The sequence below is a fragment of the Verrucomicrobiaceae bacterium genome (assembly GCA_016713035.1).
Taxonomy (GTDB): domain Bacteria; phylum Verrucomicrobiota; class Verrucomicrobiia; order Verrucomicrobiales; family Verrucomicrobiaceae; genus Prosthecobacter.
This window is the reverse complement of sequence record JADJPW010000003.1, coordinates 217,513-232,964: the sequence shown is the minus strand read 5'-3', so window position 1 is coordinate 232,964 and position 15,452 is coordinate 217,513. Positions and strand designations below refer to the sequence as shown.

At 59.9% G+C, this 15,452-nt stretch carries 14 protein-coding genes and 1 riboswitch; of the genes, 10 read left to right on the top strand and 4 right to left on the bottom strand.

From position 1 onward, the window contains the following. Positions 1-44: 44 nt before the first annotated feature. Positions 45-157: riboswitch (TPP riboswitch) on the top strand. Positions 158-223: 66 nt separating this feature from the next. The 5 genes from thiC (at position 224) to IPK32_11965 (ending at position 4,420) form a co-directional block, all read left to right on the top strand. Beyond that, positions 224-2,200 (top strand): phosphomethylpyrimidine synthase ThiC, encoded by a 1,977-nt coding sequence (gene thiC / locus IPK32_11985; protein ID MBK8092670.1) that lies wholly within the window; start codon positions 224-226, stop codon positions 2,198-2,200. 42 nt (positions 2,201-2,242) lie between these two features. Further along, positions 2,243-2,800, top strand: coding sequence for a four helix bundle protein (locus IPK32_11980; GenBank protein MBK8092669.1), 558 nt, complete (start codon positions 2,243-2,245; stop codon positions 2,798-2,800). Positions 2,801-3,033: 233 nt separating this feature from the next. Continuing rightward, positions 3,034-3,354: a hypothetical protein gene (locus tag IPK32_11975; GenBank protein MBK8092668.1), complete on the top strand. Its 321-nt coding sequence runs from the start codon at positions 3,034-3,036 to the stop codon at positions 3,352-3,354. Continuing rightward, positions 3,323-3,574, top strand: a complete 252-nt coding sequence (locus IPK32_11970; GenBank protein MBK8092667.1) for a hypothetical protein — start codon at positions 3,323-3,325, stop codon at positions 3,572-3,574. Before IPK32_11975 ends, IPK32_11970 begins: the two co-directional genes overlap by 32 nt. Before the next feature lie 81 nt (positions 3,575-3,655). Next, complete coding sequence (locus tag IPK32_11965) at positions 3,656-4,420, top strand: hypothetical protein (protein ID MBK8092666.1); 765 nt, start codon at positions 3,656-3,658, stop codon at positions 4,418-4,420. A 343-nt stretch (positions 4,421-4,763) separates the two neighbouring features. Here the strand turns inward: IPK32_11965 and IPK32_11960 are convergent, their stop codons facing one another. Further along, entirely contained in the window at positions 4,764-5,303 is a 540-nt protein-coding gene (locus tag IPK32_11960) for a transposase (GenBank protein MBK8092665.1), read from the bottom strand. A 1,275-nt stretch (positions 5,304-6,578) separates the two neighbouring features. Here IPK32_11960 and IPK32_11955 point away from each other — a divergent pair. Together IPK32_11955 and asnB are read left to right on the top strand one after the other, a co-directional pair. Then, positions 6,579-8,294: a citramalate synthase gene (locus IPK32_11955; GenBank protein MBK8092664.1), complete on the top strand. Its 1,716-nt coding sequence runs from the start codon at positions 6,579-6,581 to the stop codon at positions 8,292-8,294. Further along, complete coding sequence (gene asnB, locus IPK32_11950) at positions 8,185-10,020, top strand: asparagine synthase (glutamine-hydrolyzing) (protein ID MBK8092663.1); 1,836 nt, start codon at positions 8,185-8,187, stop codon at positions 10,018-10,020. The genes IPK32_11955 and asnB overlap by 110 nt, the downstream gene beginning before the upstream one ends. A 70-nt stretch (positions 10,021-10,090) precedes the next feature. Here asnB and IPK32_11945 read toward each other — a convergent pair whose 3' ends face one another. Further along, positions 10,091-10,969 carry a haloacid dehalogenase-like hydrolase gene (locus IPK32_11945; GenBank protein ID MBK8092662.1) on the bottom strand — a complete coding sequence of 293 codons (879 nt, stop codon included), beginning with the start codon at positions 10,967-10,969 and terminating at the stop codon, positions 10,091-10,093. A gap of 19 nt (positions 10,970-10,988) precedes the next feature. Further along, positions 10,989-11,897, bottom strand: coding sequence for a TIGR01777 family protein (locus tag IPK32_11940; GenBank protein MBK8092661.1), 909 nt, complete (start codon positions 11,895-11,897; stop codon positions 10,989-10,991). A 44-nt stretch (positions 11,898-11,941) separates the two neighbouring features. Here IPK32_11940 and IPK32_11935 point away from each other — a divergent pair, with 44 nt between their 5' ends. The 3 genes from IPK32_11935 to IPK32_11925 all read left to right on the top strand — a co-directional run bounded on the left by IPK32_11935 (position 11,942) and on the right by IPK32_11925 (position 14,511). Continuing rightward, positions 11,942-12,697 carry a hypothetical protein gene (locus IPK32_11935; GenBank protein MBK8092660.1) on the top strand — a complete coding sequence of 252 codons (756 nt, stop codon included), beginning with the start codon at positions 11,942-11,944 and terminating at the stop codon, positions 12,695-12,697. Between the two features lie 129 nt (positions 12,698-12,826). Then, positions 12,827-13,330, top strand: a complete 504-nt coding sequence (locus IPK32_11930; protein ID MBK8092659.1) for a hypothetical protein — start codon at positions 12,827-12,829, stop codon at positions 13,328-13,330. Then, a complete protein-coding gene (locus tag IPK32_11925; protein ID MBK8092658.1) occupies positions 13,327-14,511 on the top strand; it encodes a beta-lactamase family protein in 1,185 nt (394 codons plus the stop codon). Before IPK32_11930 ends, IPK32_11925 begins: the two co-directional genes overlap by 4 nt. On the opposite strand, the gene lgt is transcribed toward IPK32_11925, so the two are convergent. Then, positions 14,499-15,452 (bottom strand): prolipoprotein diacylglyceryl transferase, encoded by a 954-nt coding sequence (gene lgt / locus IPK32_11920; protein MBK8092657.1) that lies wholly within the window; start codon positions 15,450-15,452, stop codon positions 14,499-14,501. The genes IPK32_11925 and lgt overlap by 13 nt on opposite strands.

Genomic DNA, 15,452 nt, shown 5'->3' with positions numbered 1-15,452 from the left:
ACCAAATTGCCTTTGACGAATGCCCTGCCGCCCCGACTATCGGCACCATACGACAGGGGCGTCCCACCGCAGGGGCTGAGACTGGATTTTGCCATCCAGAACCCTCCGAACCTGATTGCGGGTCATGCCGCCGAAGGGAGCTCGCTCGGAGGTCTATCTCAGTTCCGGCCACAGGCCGCCCCAACGAAGAACTCAGAACCAGGAACCCAGAACTTTCCCCCCCATGATCGCCGACCCCAAAACCTCCTTCGAACCCCATTCCTCCGAGCAGCTCCCCGCCTCCACCCGCGTCTGGGTCGAAGGCCACATCCATAAGGACGTCCGCGTCCCCATGCGTGAGATCACGCTCAGCCCCACGAAAGCCTTCAACGGCCGCATCGAGTCCAATGAACCCGTCCGCGTCTATGACTGCTCCGGCCCCTGGGGCGATCCGAACTACAAAGGCACTGTTGAAACCGGCCTGCCCGCCCTCCGCAAAGCCTGGATCGAAGCCCGCAACGACACCGAAGCCTACGAAGGCCGCGCCATCGAGCCCCGCGACAACGGCTACCTCACCGCCAACCACGCCGAATACGCCGCCGCCAAGCGCGAAGGCCTCCTCAGCCCCCTGAAGGCCCCTATCAACGCCCAGCGCCAGCCTTTGAAGGCGAAACCCGGCAAAGTGGTGACGCAGCTCGCCTACGCCAAAGCCGGCATCATCACCCCTGAGATGGAGTTCATCGCCATCCGCGAGAACATGAAGCGGGCGCAGATCGCGGACATGGCGAACGACATCGTCCGCAACGACCTCGACAAACAGCACGTCGGCTCGGCCCAATCGGCCCCATCCGACCTATACGTCCCATCCATCTTCCGCCGCTTTCCCCAAAGGATTCCCAAAGAAATCACGCCAGCCTTCGTGAGAGATGAAGTCGCCGCCGGCCGCGCCATCATCCCCGCGAACATCAATCACCCGGAACTCGAGCCGATGATCATCGGCCGGAATTTCCTCGTCAAAATCAACGCCAACATCGGCAACAGCGCCGTCGCCTCCAGCATCGAGGAAGAGGTGGAGAAAATGCGCTGGGCCACCAAGTGGGGCGCGGACACCGTCATGGACCTCTCCACCGGCAAGAACATCCACGCCACCCGTGAATGGATCCTGCGCAACTCGCCCGTGCCCATCGGCACCGTGCCCATCTATCAGGCGCTCGAAAAAGTGAACGGCAAAGCCGAAGACCTCACCTGGGAACTCTTCCGCGACACCCTCATCGAGCAGGCCGAGCAGGGCGTCGATTACTTCACCATCCACGCCGGCGTCCTCCTCCGCTTCGTCCCCATGACCGCCTCCCGCATGACCGGCATCGTGAGCCGCGGCGGCAGCATCATGGCCAAGTGGTGCCTCGCCCATCACAAAGAAAACTTCCTCTACACCCACTGGGACGACATCTGCGACATCATGGCCGCCTACGACGTCTCCTTCTCCATCGGCGACGGCCTCCGCCCCGGCTCCATCGCCGACGCCAATGACAAAGCCCAGTTCGGCGAACTCGAAGTCCAGGGCGAGCTCACCAAACGCGCCTGGGCCAAAGGCGTCCAGGTCATGAACGAAGGCCCCGGCCACGTCCCCATGCACATGATCGAGGAAAACATGGCCAAACAACTTGAATGGTGTCACGAGGCCCCCTTCTACACCCTCGGGCCCCTCACCACCGACATCGCCCCCGGCTACGACCACATCACCAGCGGCATCGGCGCCGCCATGATCGGCTGGTATGGCTGCGCCATGCTCTGCTACGTCACCCCCAAGGAACACCTCGGCCTCCCCAACAAAGAAGACGTCAAAGCCGGCGTCATCACCTACAAACTCGCCGCCCACGCCGCCGACCTCGCCAAAGGCCACCCCGGCGCCCAATACCGCGACAACGCCCTCAGCAAAGCCCGCTTCGAGTTCCGCTGGGAAGACCAGTTCAATCTCAGCCTCGACCCCGTCACCGCCCGCGAATACCACGACGAAACCCTCCCCCAAGACGGAGCCAAATCCGCCCACTTCTGCTCCATGTGCGGCCCCCACTTCTGCTCCATGAAGATCACCGAAGACGTCCGCAAATACGCCGCCGAACAAGCCATCTCCGAGGAAGAAGCCCTCGCCAAAGGCATGGCGGAGAAGTCCCGTGAATTCGTCCAAAGCGGTGCCGAAGTCTATACCTCCGCAAAATAGGCCATATAGGCCCCATAAGTCCTATCCCAAGAAGCCCCCGCCATGCCCCCTGATTCCCCAGAACCAGAAGGCTTTCTTCCCCAGGGCGGCAACTACCGAGAACTCCTCTCCTTCCGCAAGTCCGAGACCGTCTTCGACTTCACCTTCCGCTTCTGCGAGCGCTTCCTCAAGAAAGGCGACCGCACCATCGACCAGATGGTGCAGTCTGCCCGATCCGGGAAACAAAACATCGGTGAAGGCTGCAAAGCCTCCATCACCTCCGCCGAGATGGAGCTGAAGCTCGTCAACGTCGCCCGTGCCAGCCTGGAGGAACTCCTCCTCGACTACGAGGACTACCTCCGCGTCCGCGACCACGCCAAGTGGGACAAAAACAGCAAAGAAGCCCTCTACGTCCGCAAACTCGGCCGCACCCCCGACGAGAGCTACGAGACCTACCGGACCTTCATGGACACCCGACCACCGGAGGTCCTCGCCAACATCGCCATCTGCCTCATCCATCAGGCCAACTACCTCCTCGATCAGCAGCGCCGCCGTTTGGAAAAAGACTTCGTCAAAAAAGGCGGCATCCGCGAGCGCATGACCCAGGCCCGCCTGGAGTAGCGGAAAAAGCAGCCATCCCGCCCGCCCCAGCGCTCGACACCACCCTCCGCTTCACCACCCAGCCCACCCGGCAACAGCACCACCACCACCCGCAAGCCCCCCAACCGCCGCCAAGACTAATCCCTCCCATCGACCTCGCCTTTGGCCCTCTAGGCCCAATGCCGCTAAGCAAAAAAGCGAAGAGGGGCGAAAAGAGTGCTGTACAACTGAGTAGCTGAGTCAACTAGCGGTAGATGGTAAAGCCATCCAGCCCACCGCGATACGAACATCATCTCTCTGCACGCATCCGCAAAAAACTCGGCGTCGAGCAGTTGCCCGAGGAACTGCGGGCAGAGCCAACGCACCAAGGGCCGCGACGCAAACTTCTCGGTTGGCAACTCATCGCCGGCATGGTCGCCCAAAGTCTGCACGCTTGCGGCAGCCTACAGCAGATCATCGGTCGTTATTTTGCTGTGCGCATCAGGCTCCGCGGCGCTAAGCCAGCGTCGTTTGAAGATATCCACCCAAGCTTTCGATGCCTGCATGCGCCACTCCCTGGTGCCGCTAGCCTGTGAGCAGCGGCATCCAGCGTGTTTTTTCGCCGGGCTGCGCTTGGTCGGCATCGACGGTGGGCAGTGGAACCTGCTTAACACCGTGCAGATCAACGCCCAAGTGCCCAAAAGCCGCAGTCGTCGTGCGCAGGCAGCCTTTGCCAAGCTCTCCATGAGCACGCTGGTCGAGCCTCGGCACCCATGCACCGCTGGCCGTATCGATGTCACTGGGTGCGCTCAATGAGAAATCGCTGGCCGATCCGTTGCTCGCCGCGCTACCACTCGCAGCCTGCTCATCGCCGACCGCTATTACGGGCAGGCTCCGATGCTCAAAGAACTGCAAAAACATTCGCAGCGCACGCAGAGTCACTTTTTGGTCCGAGTGCGGCAAAAGCTCTCCGTGCGAGTGCAAAGCGTGCATGCCGATGGCAGTGCGGAGGTGGTGGTGAGTCTGCGCGAGCGTGAGAGCCCATGCGCAGACTCGTCAACAACAGCTCCGTCCAAAGCTGACGAGAAGCAGACACCCGAGGCGAACAAAGCGCGAGGCCGCCCGCGCAAACATCCGCCGATGCGCCAGAGCGAGTTGCCAGTGCGCGAGATCGTGGGGCGAGTGCGCAACGCCGCTGGAGAGTGGGTGAAGGTGCGGCTGTGGACGAGCCTGAGCGTGCAGCAGGGCAGTGCGCGTGAGTTGTTGGCGTTGTATGCGAAGCGCTGGGAACAGGAAGTCTTTTACAAAGAACTCAAGCTCGTGCTTCACGGAGGGCATTTGCTCAGCGCACAACGCACCGAGACAGCACAGCAAGAACTCGCCGCGCTCCTCATCGCCAGCTCACTGGTGGCTGAGGAGCGACTAGCCTGCGCACAGAGCAGTGAGGATGAAGAAGTCCGGCAGGCAGGAGCGCTGCGCATCAGCATGAGCCACTGTTTGGAGCACACCGTAGCGCTGCTACTGGTGCTGGAGGCAGCGCAGGGCCTCATGGACGAGGCGGCACAAGGAGTGCTGGTGCGCCGAGTGCGAGAGCAATCGCCCAAGCCGCGTTGCCAGCGCGACGAAGACGTAGTTGCCAGCGCAAGGTGCGACAGCCCGTGAGCAAATGGCCACGCCTGCTCTCGACCTCTTCTCTCCAAGCCAGCGACGATCTCATCATCGACCCTTTGCTTAGCGGCATTGCCTCTAGGCCCCATCCGTCCTATTCTTTCCCCCCACCGCCTCCCCGGCCAATAAGTCCCCTCAGCCCTATCCGACCTATTCTCCCCGTCATCAGCTCTGCAGCCCCTCCAAAGAACCGCTCCAGCAGAAACCCGACGAAGAAAGTGCCGCCGCCCCTGATAAGCCTCCGCTTGCCAACTCACAGCCCCCAACCGAAAGCTCATCCATGAACATCACCGAAGACGTCCGCCAATACGCCGCCGAACAAGCCATCTCTGAGAGTCTATCCGGCAAAAGGTTCGACAGGTTGTAACGAGGTGAGGCGTCTGGCCATGATGCCGATGAAGGCGAGGTAAACAAAGGCTTCGTGATGGCGCGGGTTCTTCTCGTGATCCCGTGTGAGTCGGCGTTGCTTCACCAGCCAGCCAAAGCTGCGCTCGATGACCCAGCGGCGCGGCAGCACCACGAAGCCCTTCTGGTCTTCGAGCTTCTTGATGATCCCCAAGGCAAAACTCGCTCCGTGACCGAAGAGTTGTCCCATGCTCTGCACGAAGGTCTCCAGCTTCCCGGCATAGCCACCATCGGCAAAGATCATCAGCAGGCTCAGGAAGCCATGGCAAAACATGCACAACAGCAGCTTTGCGCCGTCACGATCTTGCACGTCGGCGGGCGTGACCACCACGCCCAGCAGCAGGCCGTTGGTGTCGGTGAGCGCGTGGCGCTTGCGTCCCTTGATCTTCTTGCCCGCGTCGTAACCGCAGCTCACAGCCGGTAGCTGCCCGCCTTTGACGCTTTGGCTGTCGATGACAGCGGCGCTGGGCATGGCGTTTTTTTAGCATCAGGCGTGTCTGGGTGCGCAGGGCGTCGTTGAGCTTGGGCCACAAGCCCTGCTCGGTCCATTTACTCAAGGCGTCGTGAGCGGTGCTGCGGGGCGCGAGGTTCTTGGGGATCATCGACCACTGAGAGCCCGTTTTGAGCACATAGCGGATGGTGTCCAGACAGATTCGGGCGGAGTCGGGAGCTCGCAGCCTGCCTCGACAACGCTTCGCGCCAGCCGGGTAGATGATAGGCTTGATGAGTTCCCATTCCGCATCGCTGAGATCAGAATCGTAACCGGCTGGTTGATAGGGCTTGGCTGGCATCGCCCAACTTCCACTTTCAGCTTTTACTGGCTACAACTTTTTGCCGGATAGGCTCTGAGGAGGCGGCGCTTCAGCGTGGGATGGCGGAAAAGTCGAAGGAGTTCGTCGAAAGTGGAACGGAGGTTTACTCGAAGGCTTAGCGTATATTGATCTCAATTCTGTGAGAGGTGGGCTGGTGGGTGATCCGAAGAATTACAGGTGGTGTGGGTATGCGGAGGCGCTGGGTGGGAATAGGGAGTGCCAGCGGGGGATATGTCGTGTGACTGGGCGAGATGCTGCGGAGACGGATTGGGTGAAGAGTGGAGCGCGGGAGGGGTATCGGCAGATGTTGTTTTCGATTGGGCGGGAGGTGAAAACGAGGGAAGGGAAGGCTGTGGCGCGGCGTGGGGTGAAGCGCGAGAAGGCCGAGGAGGTTTTGGAGGCGCGAGGGAAGCTATCGTTGAGTGAGTTGGTGCGCACGAGGGTGCGGCATTTCTCGGAGGGGGCTGTGATTGGGTCGCGGGCGTTTGTGGACGTGTTTTTCACGAAAAATCGGGATATGTTTGGGCCGTCGCGAATGAACGGCGCTCGGAGGATTCGCGGTGCCGACTGTGATTTGATGGCTTTGCGTGACCTGGATGCTGGATCTGGCAGATTAGCCAATCCCTAGCTGTAGGCAGTGTGTGAGCCCACTTGACTGCTCTTGACCTCTAGTTCGGTCTCCATCCTTCAGCGACTCCTAGAATCTCTTTGCCTTCAGCAGGCGGCTCGGATAGATTCTAGGCCGTTTTCCATGGCTCACACCGCCTTCCATTACCAGACCATCCGAATTAGTCGAGGACTCCACTGCGCGTGACGCGGCAGCGGGGTCCGGTTCGCATTTTTTGGTCTGGTGAGGCCGTCCTGCCGATGCGCAGCCGCACCGCCCGCGTCGCCCACTTTAGGCTTTCGGCAAACTGTCCCCATTTTTCATCCACATGTCCCTCGTAACTATCTATGACACCACCCTGCGTGACGGCACCCAGGGCACCGGCATCTCCTTCAGTACCCTCGATAAAATCCGCGTCGCAGAAAAGCTCGACGACTTCGGCGTTCACTACATCGAGGGCGGCTGGCCGGGCTCGAACCCCAAGGATGCAGCTTTCTTCGAGGAGGCCGCCAAGCGCACCTGGAAAAAGGCTCGCATCACGGCCTTTGGTATGACCCGCCGTGGTAAAATGAAGGTCGAGGACGATCCGCAGGTCAAAATGCTCCTCGATGCCAAAACTCCAGCCGTGACCATTGTCGGCAAAACTTGGCCCCTGCACGTCACGGAGGTCTTCCAGGTTACTTTGGAAGAAAACCTGGCGATGATCGCGGATACGGTTGCTCATTTGAAAAAACATGGGCGCGAGGTGCTCTATGATGCGGAGCACTTCTTCGATAGTTTCCGTGAAGACCCTGAATACTCGCTGAAAACGATCAAAACCGCCTCAGATGCCGGTGCTGATCTCATTGTGCTCTGTGAGACGAATGGTGGCGCACTGCCGGAGTTCATCGAAGAAGTCACCCGCAAAGCTATCGCTCATCTGGGCAAGCCAGTGGGCATTCACACGCATAATGACGGTGGCGTCGGAGTGGCCAATGCGCTCGCGGCCGTCCGTGCGGGTGCTTGCCAAGTCCAGGGCACCATCAATGGCTATGGTGAGCGTGTGGGGAACTGCAACCTCGTCACGGTGATGCCGAATCTCCAGATCAAGATGGGTATCCCACTCGGTATCGACCTCACACGTCTGCGGGAGCTATCCCACTTTGTCGATGAGCTGGCCAATGTGCCGCATGATATCCGTGCTCCCTATGTCGGTCCTGCCGCCTTTACGCATAAAGGTGGTCTGCATGTGCATGCAGTGCAGAAGCTTGCCCGCACTTACGAGCACGTCGATCCAGCCCTGGTCGGCAATGAGCGCATCATCACCATCTCTGATATGTCCGGTCAGTCGAACGTGCTTATCAAGGCGGAGAACATGGGCTTCAAGTTCGCCAAAGGTGCTCCTGAGGTGCAAAAAATTCTTTCGGAGGTAAAACGCCTCGAAAGTGAAGGCTGCGAATTCGAGGCGGCTGAGGCTTCCTTTGAGATGCTCATCCGTAGGCAGCTCGGGCTTTTCAAGCCCAGCTTCCAGCTCATCGAATACCACTCCACGCACCGTCATCGCGGTGGATTGGATGGTTTTGAGAGCTGTGAGGCCACGGTGAAGATCGACATCGGTGGACAGCATGTTTATACCGTGGATGAAGGCGACGGTCCCGTGAACGCTCTGGACAAAGCCTTGCGAAAAGCCCTCATCGCCGCGTATCCGGCCATCGAGGTCATGCGCCTCGTCGATTACAAAGTGCGTATCATCGACAGTGGCAGCGGCACTGCGGCCAAGACCCGCGTGCTCATCGCCAGCACCGATGGTAATGCCACCTGGAGCACAGTCGGCGTCAGTCAAAATATCATCGACGCGAGCTGGAAGGCTCTGGTCGATGGCATCGAGTTTTCATCACCAAACAGCCCGAGTGACTGCGGCTTTAGCGAGCTAAATCCTCACACCACTTCCTCCCATGTGCGGCTTTCTTGGCTGGTTCCGTCCCTCCACCGCTCCCTGGAGCGTGGAGGAGCGTGGCCTCCAGTCGAGTGCCCTCGCACGCATCACGCATCGTGGGCCGGATGATGGCTCTGAGTCTCTGGGAGACGGCTGGTGGATGGGCTTCCGGCGGCTGTCCATTCTGGATCTGAGCGATCATGGTCGCCAGCCCATGCGCTTCGGAGCTGGGCGCTACACGCTCACCTTTAACGGTGAAATCTACAACTTTCGTGAGCTGCGAGCCACTCTAGGCGATGCGCAGCTTGGCTCCACGGGGGATACGGCGGTCCTGGGGGCTCTCATTGAGCGCTACGGCATCGACAGCGTGCTGCCACGGTTGCGTGGCATGTTCGCCATCGCTTGGCGAGATGCGGCAGATGGCTCACTCGTCATCGCACGCGATCATTTTGGGATCAAACCGCTGTACTACCGCGTGGCGAGTGACGACGGCCTCATTTACGGCTCAGAGCTCCGCGCCGTGCAGCGTATCAGCGGTGATAGCGCGATCAATCCGAGTGCCCTCGCTGATTTTTTCCGCTGGGGAGCCGTGCAGGCACCGGAGACGATGTTTGCGGGCATTCGTTGTCTGCCGCCTGGTCACTTACTGCGCTGGAAAAATGGGCGCATGGAGGTGCAGCGCTGGTTTACGCCAGAGTGGGCCCCGCGTGGTGGCAAAGCTATCGCTAAAGAAGAGGTGCGTGATGCTGTGATCGAGAGTGTGCGCACGCATCTCGTCGCAGATGTGCCGGTGGGCGTTTTTTTGAGTGGGGGGCTGGATTCCACTATGATGGTGGCGTGCATGCGAGCCGCAGGGCAGGGGAGTATCAAAGCCTTCTCGATCGGTTACGAAGAAAATGTTGGTGTGCCGGATGAATCGGATGCGGCAAGACGAAGTGCGGAGTTTTTCGGCTGCGAATTCACTCGCGAGCGCCTCACCGCAGACTCCCTGGAGCAGAAGCTCGATGCCTATTTTGATGCGATGGATCAGCCCACTGGCGATGCGCTCAATACCTGGCTGGTCTGTGGCGTCGCCGCCCAGGATGTGAAAGTCGCACTCAGCGGCCTCGGGGCGGATGAGTGGTGGGCCGGTTACAATTACCACCGTCTCATCGCATTGGCGCAGAAGTCGCCGTTTCGCTTTGCAGGCGGCCTTGCACGCGGATTGGACAAGGCGCTGCCCGCTGTCCTGCGTGGTCACAAGGCATGGAAGGCTGCTTTTTATGCCTTTGGCGGAGCTGGTGCCGATGTGGCGCATCAACAGGCCCATGCACGCACCATCATCCCACCGGTGATCGCGCCGGATTTGCGCATCGAGTCTGCGCATTGGCTGGATGAGCTGCTCCTGCGTGAGACGCAGACCTACCTAGCGAACATGCTCCTCCGTGACAATGACTGGACCAGCATGGCACACAGTCTGGAACTGCGTGTGCCCTTGGTGGATACCGAGATTTTCTCCCTCGCGGGTCGAGTGGCTCCTGAGGCCAAGCTCAATGCCAGCGGTGGCAAACGCATCCTGCGCGAGGCCTTCCGCGAGATGCTGCCTCCTTGGATTTACGAGGACAAGGCCAAGAAGACCTTCACGCTCCCGCTCATGAAATGGATGCGCCTGCCGAAATGGCGTGAGCGCATTCTCGATACATTGCACTCCCAGGCCTGTCGTGAGCGTGGTTTGCTCGATCCCGCCCGTGTCGAGGCGCTTTGTAGTGGCTATTTTGCCAATCAAAACGATTCGAAGCAGATCTGGCACCTCAGCCAGCCTGTTTGGATGCTCTACCTGCTCGAAGAATGGGCGCGGCGGCATACGTCTCCATGATGAGGCCAATAGGGGGGGGCAATGCGCCTAAAAGAGCCTTTTCGCGTCGATGCAGAGGCATGTTCGACTCTTAGAAGTGCGGTGCTGCGATGGTGCCGTCTTCGATTTCTTGCTTCTTTTTGCGGAGGATGGTGTCGGCGATTTCGCGGACCATTTCCTCTAGCAGGAGGCGCAGGTGGCTGCCGGGGCGGTAGTCCGCCGGAGCGATGTGCTTCACGCGGTCAGCTAAGCCGGTGAGCTGGAAGCATTTGCGGAAACTGGCGCGGGAGGACTCATCGGGATTGTACACGGCGATGGCGTGGCCGCCGTAGCGCTTCATCAATGTAAAGCACGGCACGTCCGTGGGGCCGTCACCGACGTAGATCATGTGCTGAAAGGGAATGGGCCGCAGCTCAGGGGCCATGTGGTCGTTCACGTCTTCATGCGGCTCGAGCATGCCTTTATTGATGCGGAAGATGTATTGCGTCTTGGTGGTGTGGCTGATGACCCGCTTGGGGAATGTGATGCGGCCATTTTTATCCTCTCCGAATTCGCAGCCAAAGATGCGCTTGATATGCGGAGCGAGGGCGGAGCCATCGAGGAGGGCCTTCAGTCCGCTGGAGACGATGTAATGCTCGATCTTCACGCCGAGGAGACGGTGTTGGTCATTGAGGATGTTGTTGATCTCCGAAAAGATTTCCGGCACGCCTTTGTAGAAGCGCAGCTTGGCACCGAGCTGGCGCAGGTCTTCATTGGTGGGGCGGTCCATGTCGAGGTAGTCGAGCATGCACTTGAGGTAGGCGAGCTCGCCGTCGTAGCCTTCTTGATCGACGAGTTCGCGACTGCGCTTCCAGAACTGCGCGGGATTGATGCCGAAGTGCGGGAAGAGTGTCTCGTCCTGCATGTACGTCGGGCTCAATGTCTGATCATAGTCGTAAATGATGCCGATGGTGGTCTGTTGGGAGGCCATGATGGATAATGCCTGTTATTTAGGTTCCTGATTGCCACAGGGATGTCAGAGCACCCTGGAGCTGCGGATGAGCGAAAGTGTAGCCGGATTCCGTCGCGATGCGAGGAAGGACTCGCGTGCTCGGCAGTAGCATTTCTTCCGCCATACCGGGTAGTGCCCCCCGTAGCACGGCTGCGGGCACATGGCAGAAGGCGGGCCGGTGCAGCACGGTAGCGAGCGTTTGAGTGAAAACGGCATTCGTCACCGCCTGCGGGGCGACTAGATTCAGCGGGCCATGCATGCTCTGCGTGTCCAGGGCATGCAAAATGAGCCTCGCAGCATCTTCGACATGAATCCACGGCATCCACTGCTGCCCGCTGCCTAGTCGTCCTCCGAGCCCGAGGCGAAATACACGCCTCAGCAGCGGAAATGCCCCGCCATCCTCACCTAGCACCATGCCGGTGCGCAGTGTGATGACACGGATTCCGAGTGCAGCGGCCTCCTGGGCGGCATTTTCCCACGCCACGCAGAGTTTGGCCAAAAAGCCCTCTCCCGCCGCTGCGTATTCATCGAGGCTCTCTTCTCCGCGATTCCCGTAAAAACCGGCTCCAGAGGCGCAAATGAGCACGCGGGGGCGATTTTCTGCTCTCCAGCTGCGGAGCTGCGCGATGAGCGAGGCGGTGAGATCGACACGGCTTTTCCAGATGCGCTGTTTTTTCGACTGCGTCCAAAAACCCATCAGGGACTCGCCTGCTAGATGCACGAGCGCATCCAGCCGTGTCTCTGGCACTGCATGCGGCGCATCCGCAGGCACGCGCAGGATCTCATCTGCCAAAAGTACTGGCCATGGCTGCGCGGAGCGGCTGTAGGCCACACGCTCATGCTGGTGAGCGTGTAGGAGCAAATGTCGTGCGAGGAAGCCCGTGGCTCCGGTGATGCCGATACGCATGTCTATTGCTATGTGGCGGAGTATCTGCTCGTAAAGGGCTTTGTATGCCGTCTTCCATCCCGCAAGTGCTCCGCAAACTAGGTCTATTCAGCTCCTCGTGCCTGCTGGGGGCATTTCTCACTGCATGTGGCACGCGGCCACCACTGGCGAATCAAGGCCTGACACCACAGAGCTGCATGGCCGTGGCAGAGGCCTATCGCACGCATGTGTGGATGCCCACCACTGCGAATGTAAGACATACCCGTGATGCAGACGGCATCTCTGTGGATACGCCGGACACGGGCTATCGTCCGGGCAGCTTTTGTCCGGGCTACTGGACGCCGGGGCACGCGGCGCTGGGCATCCCGTATCAATGGGGTGGCTTCTGCACCCCAGCGGAGTTCGATACCGGAGTGCGTGCTGGTTTGGCCGCGGGGGATGTCTATACGGCGGAGAAAAGGCGTCTGCTCGATGCCGCCGTGAGTCGCCATGCCTGCGGGATCGACTGCTCGGGCTTTATCTCCCGCTGTTGGCAGCTCCCGCGCTCCTACTCCACGCGGGAGCTGCCAGGTATCTGCCGTGTCATCCCAGCGCAGCAGCTACGCCCTGGTGATGTGCTCAATACAGTGAATGCACACTGCATCCTCTTTGGCGGCTGGGTGGATGCCTCACAGACCAGTTTTTATGCTTATCATACCGGTAGTCCACCACACTGGCGTGTGGTGCGGCAGGTGATGGGGCTAGCACCGCTTTTGGCGCAGGGTTTTGTGCCTTTGCGGTATGTGGGAATGGAGGATAGGCCGCTCCACCGAGCACGATAAAGGCCTGATCATTCAGTCTGAGGGCAGACGCAGAAGACAGACTTCTGAAATCTCTTGTTTGCTAGAGGGAGATTTGTTTCTATCAGCACTTGAGCGGGTACTCTGGGAGTTTCCACGCTCCTACCTTTTATGAATGATCTGAATCGCCGTATCGCAGCCGCACAGGGCTATGTCGAACTGGGACTCCACGAGGAGGCACGGGAGGTGCTGGTATCACTGCCCATAGCGGCCCATGGGCGTGTGGATGTGATCGAGATCACCCTGCTATGCCTGATGGGGGAGCGGCGCTGGGAGGAGGCCTTTGCTCTGGCGGCACGGCTGTGTGAGATCGAGCCCTCGGAGCCGGGGGGCTTTATCCACGCGGCGTTTTGCCTGCATGAGATGGATCGTACCATGGAGGCGCTGGATTTTCTTTCTCGTGGTCCGGCAGAGCTGCGCAAGAAGCCTGTCTATTATTACAACATGGGCTGCTACCACGCGAAGCTGGGGCACACGGAGCAGGCGCTGCATTATCTACGCCTGTCGTTTGAGATGGATGCGAGCCTGCGGAAGCACGCTCGGCGTGATCCTGATCTCGCCGGATTGCGTGAGTGGCTCCACGCAGGTGCAGTGGTAAAACCGCAAACTGCATGAGTGCCCCGATGCTGACCTCTGAGCGGCTCCAGGCGGCCACGGCGTGGTTTGACGAGAATTTCCGCACGCGTGGTGATCTGGGGGCCTCTGTCTGTGTGTGGGAAAAGGGGCGTGAGGTGCTCTCGCTCGCTCGTGGGCATACTGACCGCGCTCGTTTGCATGAGTGGACAGCGCAGACCCTGGTGCCAGTCTGGTCTGCGACGAAAGGGCCGGCCGCGCTCAGCTGTCTGCTGGCGCTGGCGGAGGCCGCTTTGCCGCTGGAGAGTGAGGTGGCGGAGGTGTGGCCCGAGTTTGTGGGCGGAGGGAAGGAGTGGGTTACGTTTCGTCACCTGCTCACACATACGGCGGGCCTTTGTGCACTGGATGAGCGGGTGCCGATCTTTGACTACGATGCCGTCATCGCGGCACTGGAGCAGCAGCAGCCACTGTGGGCTCCGGGCACGCGGCAGGGCTATCACGCTCGCACGTTCGGCTTTTTGATGGATGAAATCGTGCGGCGTGTGACGGGTGCGGAGTCGCTGGGGCAGTATTTCCACGACACGATCGGTGAGGCGCTGGGGCTGGATTTCTGGATCGGGCTGCCGCGTGAGCAGTGGGAGCGTGTGTCGCCGATTTATCCTGGGAAGATCAGCGTCGCGGCGGCAGATCAGGCTTTTTTGCGTGCTTTTGGCACTCCCGGCTCGCTGACGCTGCGCACCTTTCAGTCACCGTTCGGTCTGAATGCCGTGAGTGACTTCAATCAGTCAGAAATGTGGGCACGCGGCTACGCCAGCATGGGTGGAGTGGGCAGCGCGGCGGGGCTGGCGCGGTTCTATGCCTTGCTGGCAGGTGGTGGTCGCTGGGAGGGGCGTCAGATCGTGTCGGAGGGCATCATTCAGCAGTTCATGTCCAGTCTGAGTCAGCAGGAGGATGCCGTGCTGCTCACGCCTATATCTTTTGGCGCTGGAGTGATGCATGACCCGGTCGATCTCGATCCTGAGTCCCCAGGCCAGGGGCGGAAGCTGCGGCAGCATTTTGGCACCGCGAAGAGTGCCTTTGGGCACCCAGGGGCAGGGGGGAGCCTAGCCTTCGCTGATCCTGAAAACGGCGTGTCTTTTGCCTATGTGATGAATCAGATGGAGACCAGTGCACTACCCGGTGAGAAGGTGCAGGGCATCGTGCGGGCGCTTTACGGCATCTGAGGCACTCCGGCGGGCTTTTTGCCAAAAAGGAAGCCATAGACCAAAAAGACGATGCCGATCCCGATCATGAATGTGGAGAAGAATTGGCCCTTCGTGAGGCCCATGATCATCTCTGAGCCGCTATCTGGCTGCCGCACATTTTCCAGTGCGATACGGGCTGCGGCATAAAGGAGGAAAAACAGGCCTGTGATGACGCCATGTGGCAGCCGTGGCCATTTGACCCGGATGAAGATCAATACGGCAGAGAGCAGCAATCCCTCCCCCAGCGCCTCATAGAGCTGCGAAGGATGCCGAGGGTGCAAAATAGCCTCCAACTCGGCACGGCCACCGCCATTTTGCTCGAACCACGCGATGATGTCTGGGCTGTGCTGCAAGCCCTGGGGCAGCGAAACCGGCACACCGCCCTGACGCTCGAAATCCTCATGCAACAGCTCCGTGGGGAATTTCATCGCCCACGGCACATTCGTCACGCGGCCAAAGAGCTCGCCATTGATGAAATTCGCGATCCTGCCGAGGAACACACCCAGCGGAGCCCCACACACCAAAGTGTCACCGATGCCAGTCCATGAGATGTGGTGCTTCCGTGCATACCAGAGGCAAAAAAGCGCCACTCCAGCGATCCCGCCGTGACTGGCCATGCCACCATTTTGCAGCATGAAGAAGGTCCACGGCTCACGGATGAAGCCGTCAAAGTTATACAGCAGCATGTAGCCGAGTCGTCCGCCCAGGATCACGCCGAATAGGGCCACCAGGCTGATGAAGTCGCTCACATCTTTCTCAGGGATCTCTGAGAGGCCACGTCGTGCCAGAAAGACCATCACGCGGTAGGTGAGGTAAAAGCCCATCACATACGCTAGCCCATACCATTGCAGTCCGAGGGTGTCCGTGAAGCGGATGATCTGTGGATGGAGATTGTGAAGGTAGTAGGCGAAGAAAGACAT

Coding starts and splice junctions, on each gene's coding strand:
- IPK32_11975 (MBK8092668.1), top strand. CDS start 3,034: ATGGTAAAGCCATCCAGCCCACCGCGATACGAACATCATCTCTCTGCA.
- IPK32_11980 (MBK8092669.1), top strand. CDS start 2,243: ATGCCCCCTGATTCCCCAGAACCAGAAGGCTTTCTTCCCCAGGGCGGC.
- IPK32_11940 (MBK8092661.1), bottom strand. CDS start 11,897: ATGCGTATCGGCATCACCGGAGCCACGGGCTTCCTCGCACGACATTTG.
- asnB (MBK8092663.1), top strand. CDS start 8,185: ATGTGCGGCTTTCTTGGCTGGTTCCGTCCCTCCACCGCTCCCTGGAGC.
- IPK32_11935 (MBK8092660.1), top strand. CDS start 11,942: ATGCCGTCTTCCATCCCGCAAGTGCTCCGCAAACTAGGTCTATTCAGC.
- IPK32_11970 (MBK8092667.1), top strand. CDS start 3,323: ATGCGCCACTCCCTGGTGCCGCTAGCCTGTGAGCAGCGGCATCCAGCG.
- thiC (MBK8092670.1), top strand. CDS start 224: ATGATCGCCGACCCCAAAACCTCCTTCGAACCCCATTCCTCCGAGCAG.
- IPK32_11960 (MBK8092665.1), bottom strand. CDS start 5,303: ATGCCCAGCGCCGCTGTCATCGACAGCCAAAGCGTCAAAGGCGGGCAG.
- IPK32_11925 (MBK8092658.1), top strand. CDS start 13,327: ATGAGTGCCCCGATGCTGACCTCTGAGCGGCTCCAGGCGGCCACGGCG.
- IPK32_11945 (MBK8092662.1), bottom strand. CDS start 10,969: ATGGCCTCCCAACAGACCACCATCGGCATCATTTACGACTATGATCAG.
- IPK32_11930 (MBK8092659.1), top strand. CDS start 12,827: ATGAATGATCTGAATCGCCGTATCGCAGCCGCACAGGGCTATGTCGAA.
- lgt (MBK8092657.1), bottom strand. CDS start 15,452: ATGTCTTTCTTCGCCTACTACCTTCACAATCTCCATCCACAGATCATC.
- IPK32_11955 (MBK8092664.1), top strand. CDS start 6,579: ATGTCCCTCGTAACTATCTATGACACCACCCTGCGTGACGGCACCCAG.
- IPK32_11965 (MBK8092666.1), top strand. CDS start 3,656: ATGCTCAAAGAACTGCAAAAACATTCGCAGCGCACGCAGAGTCACTTT.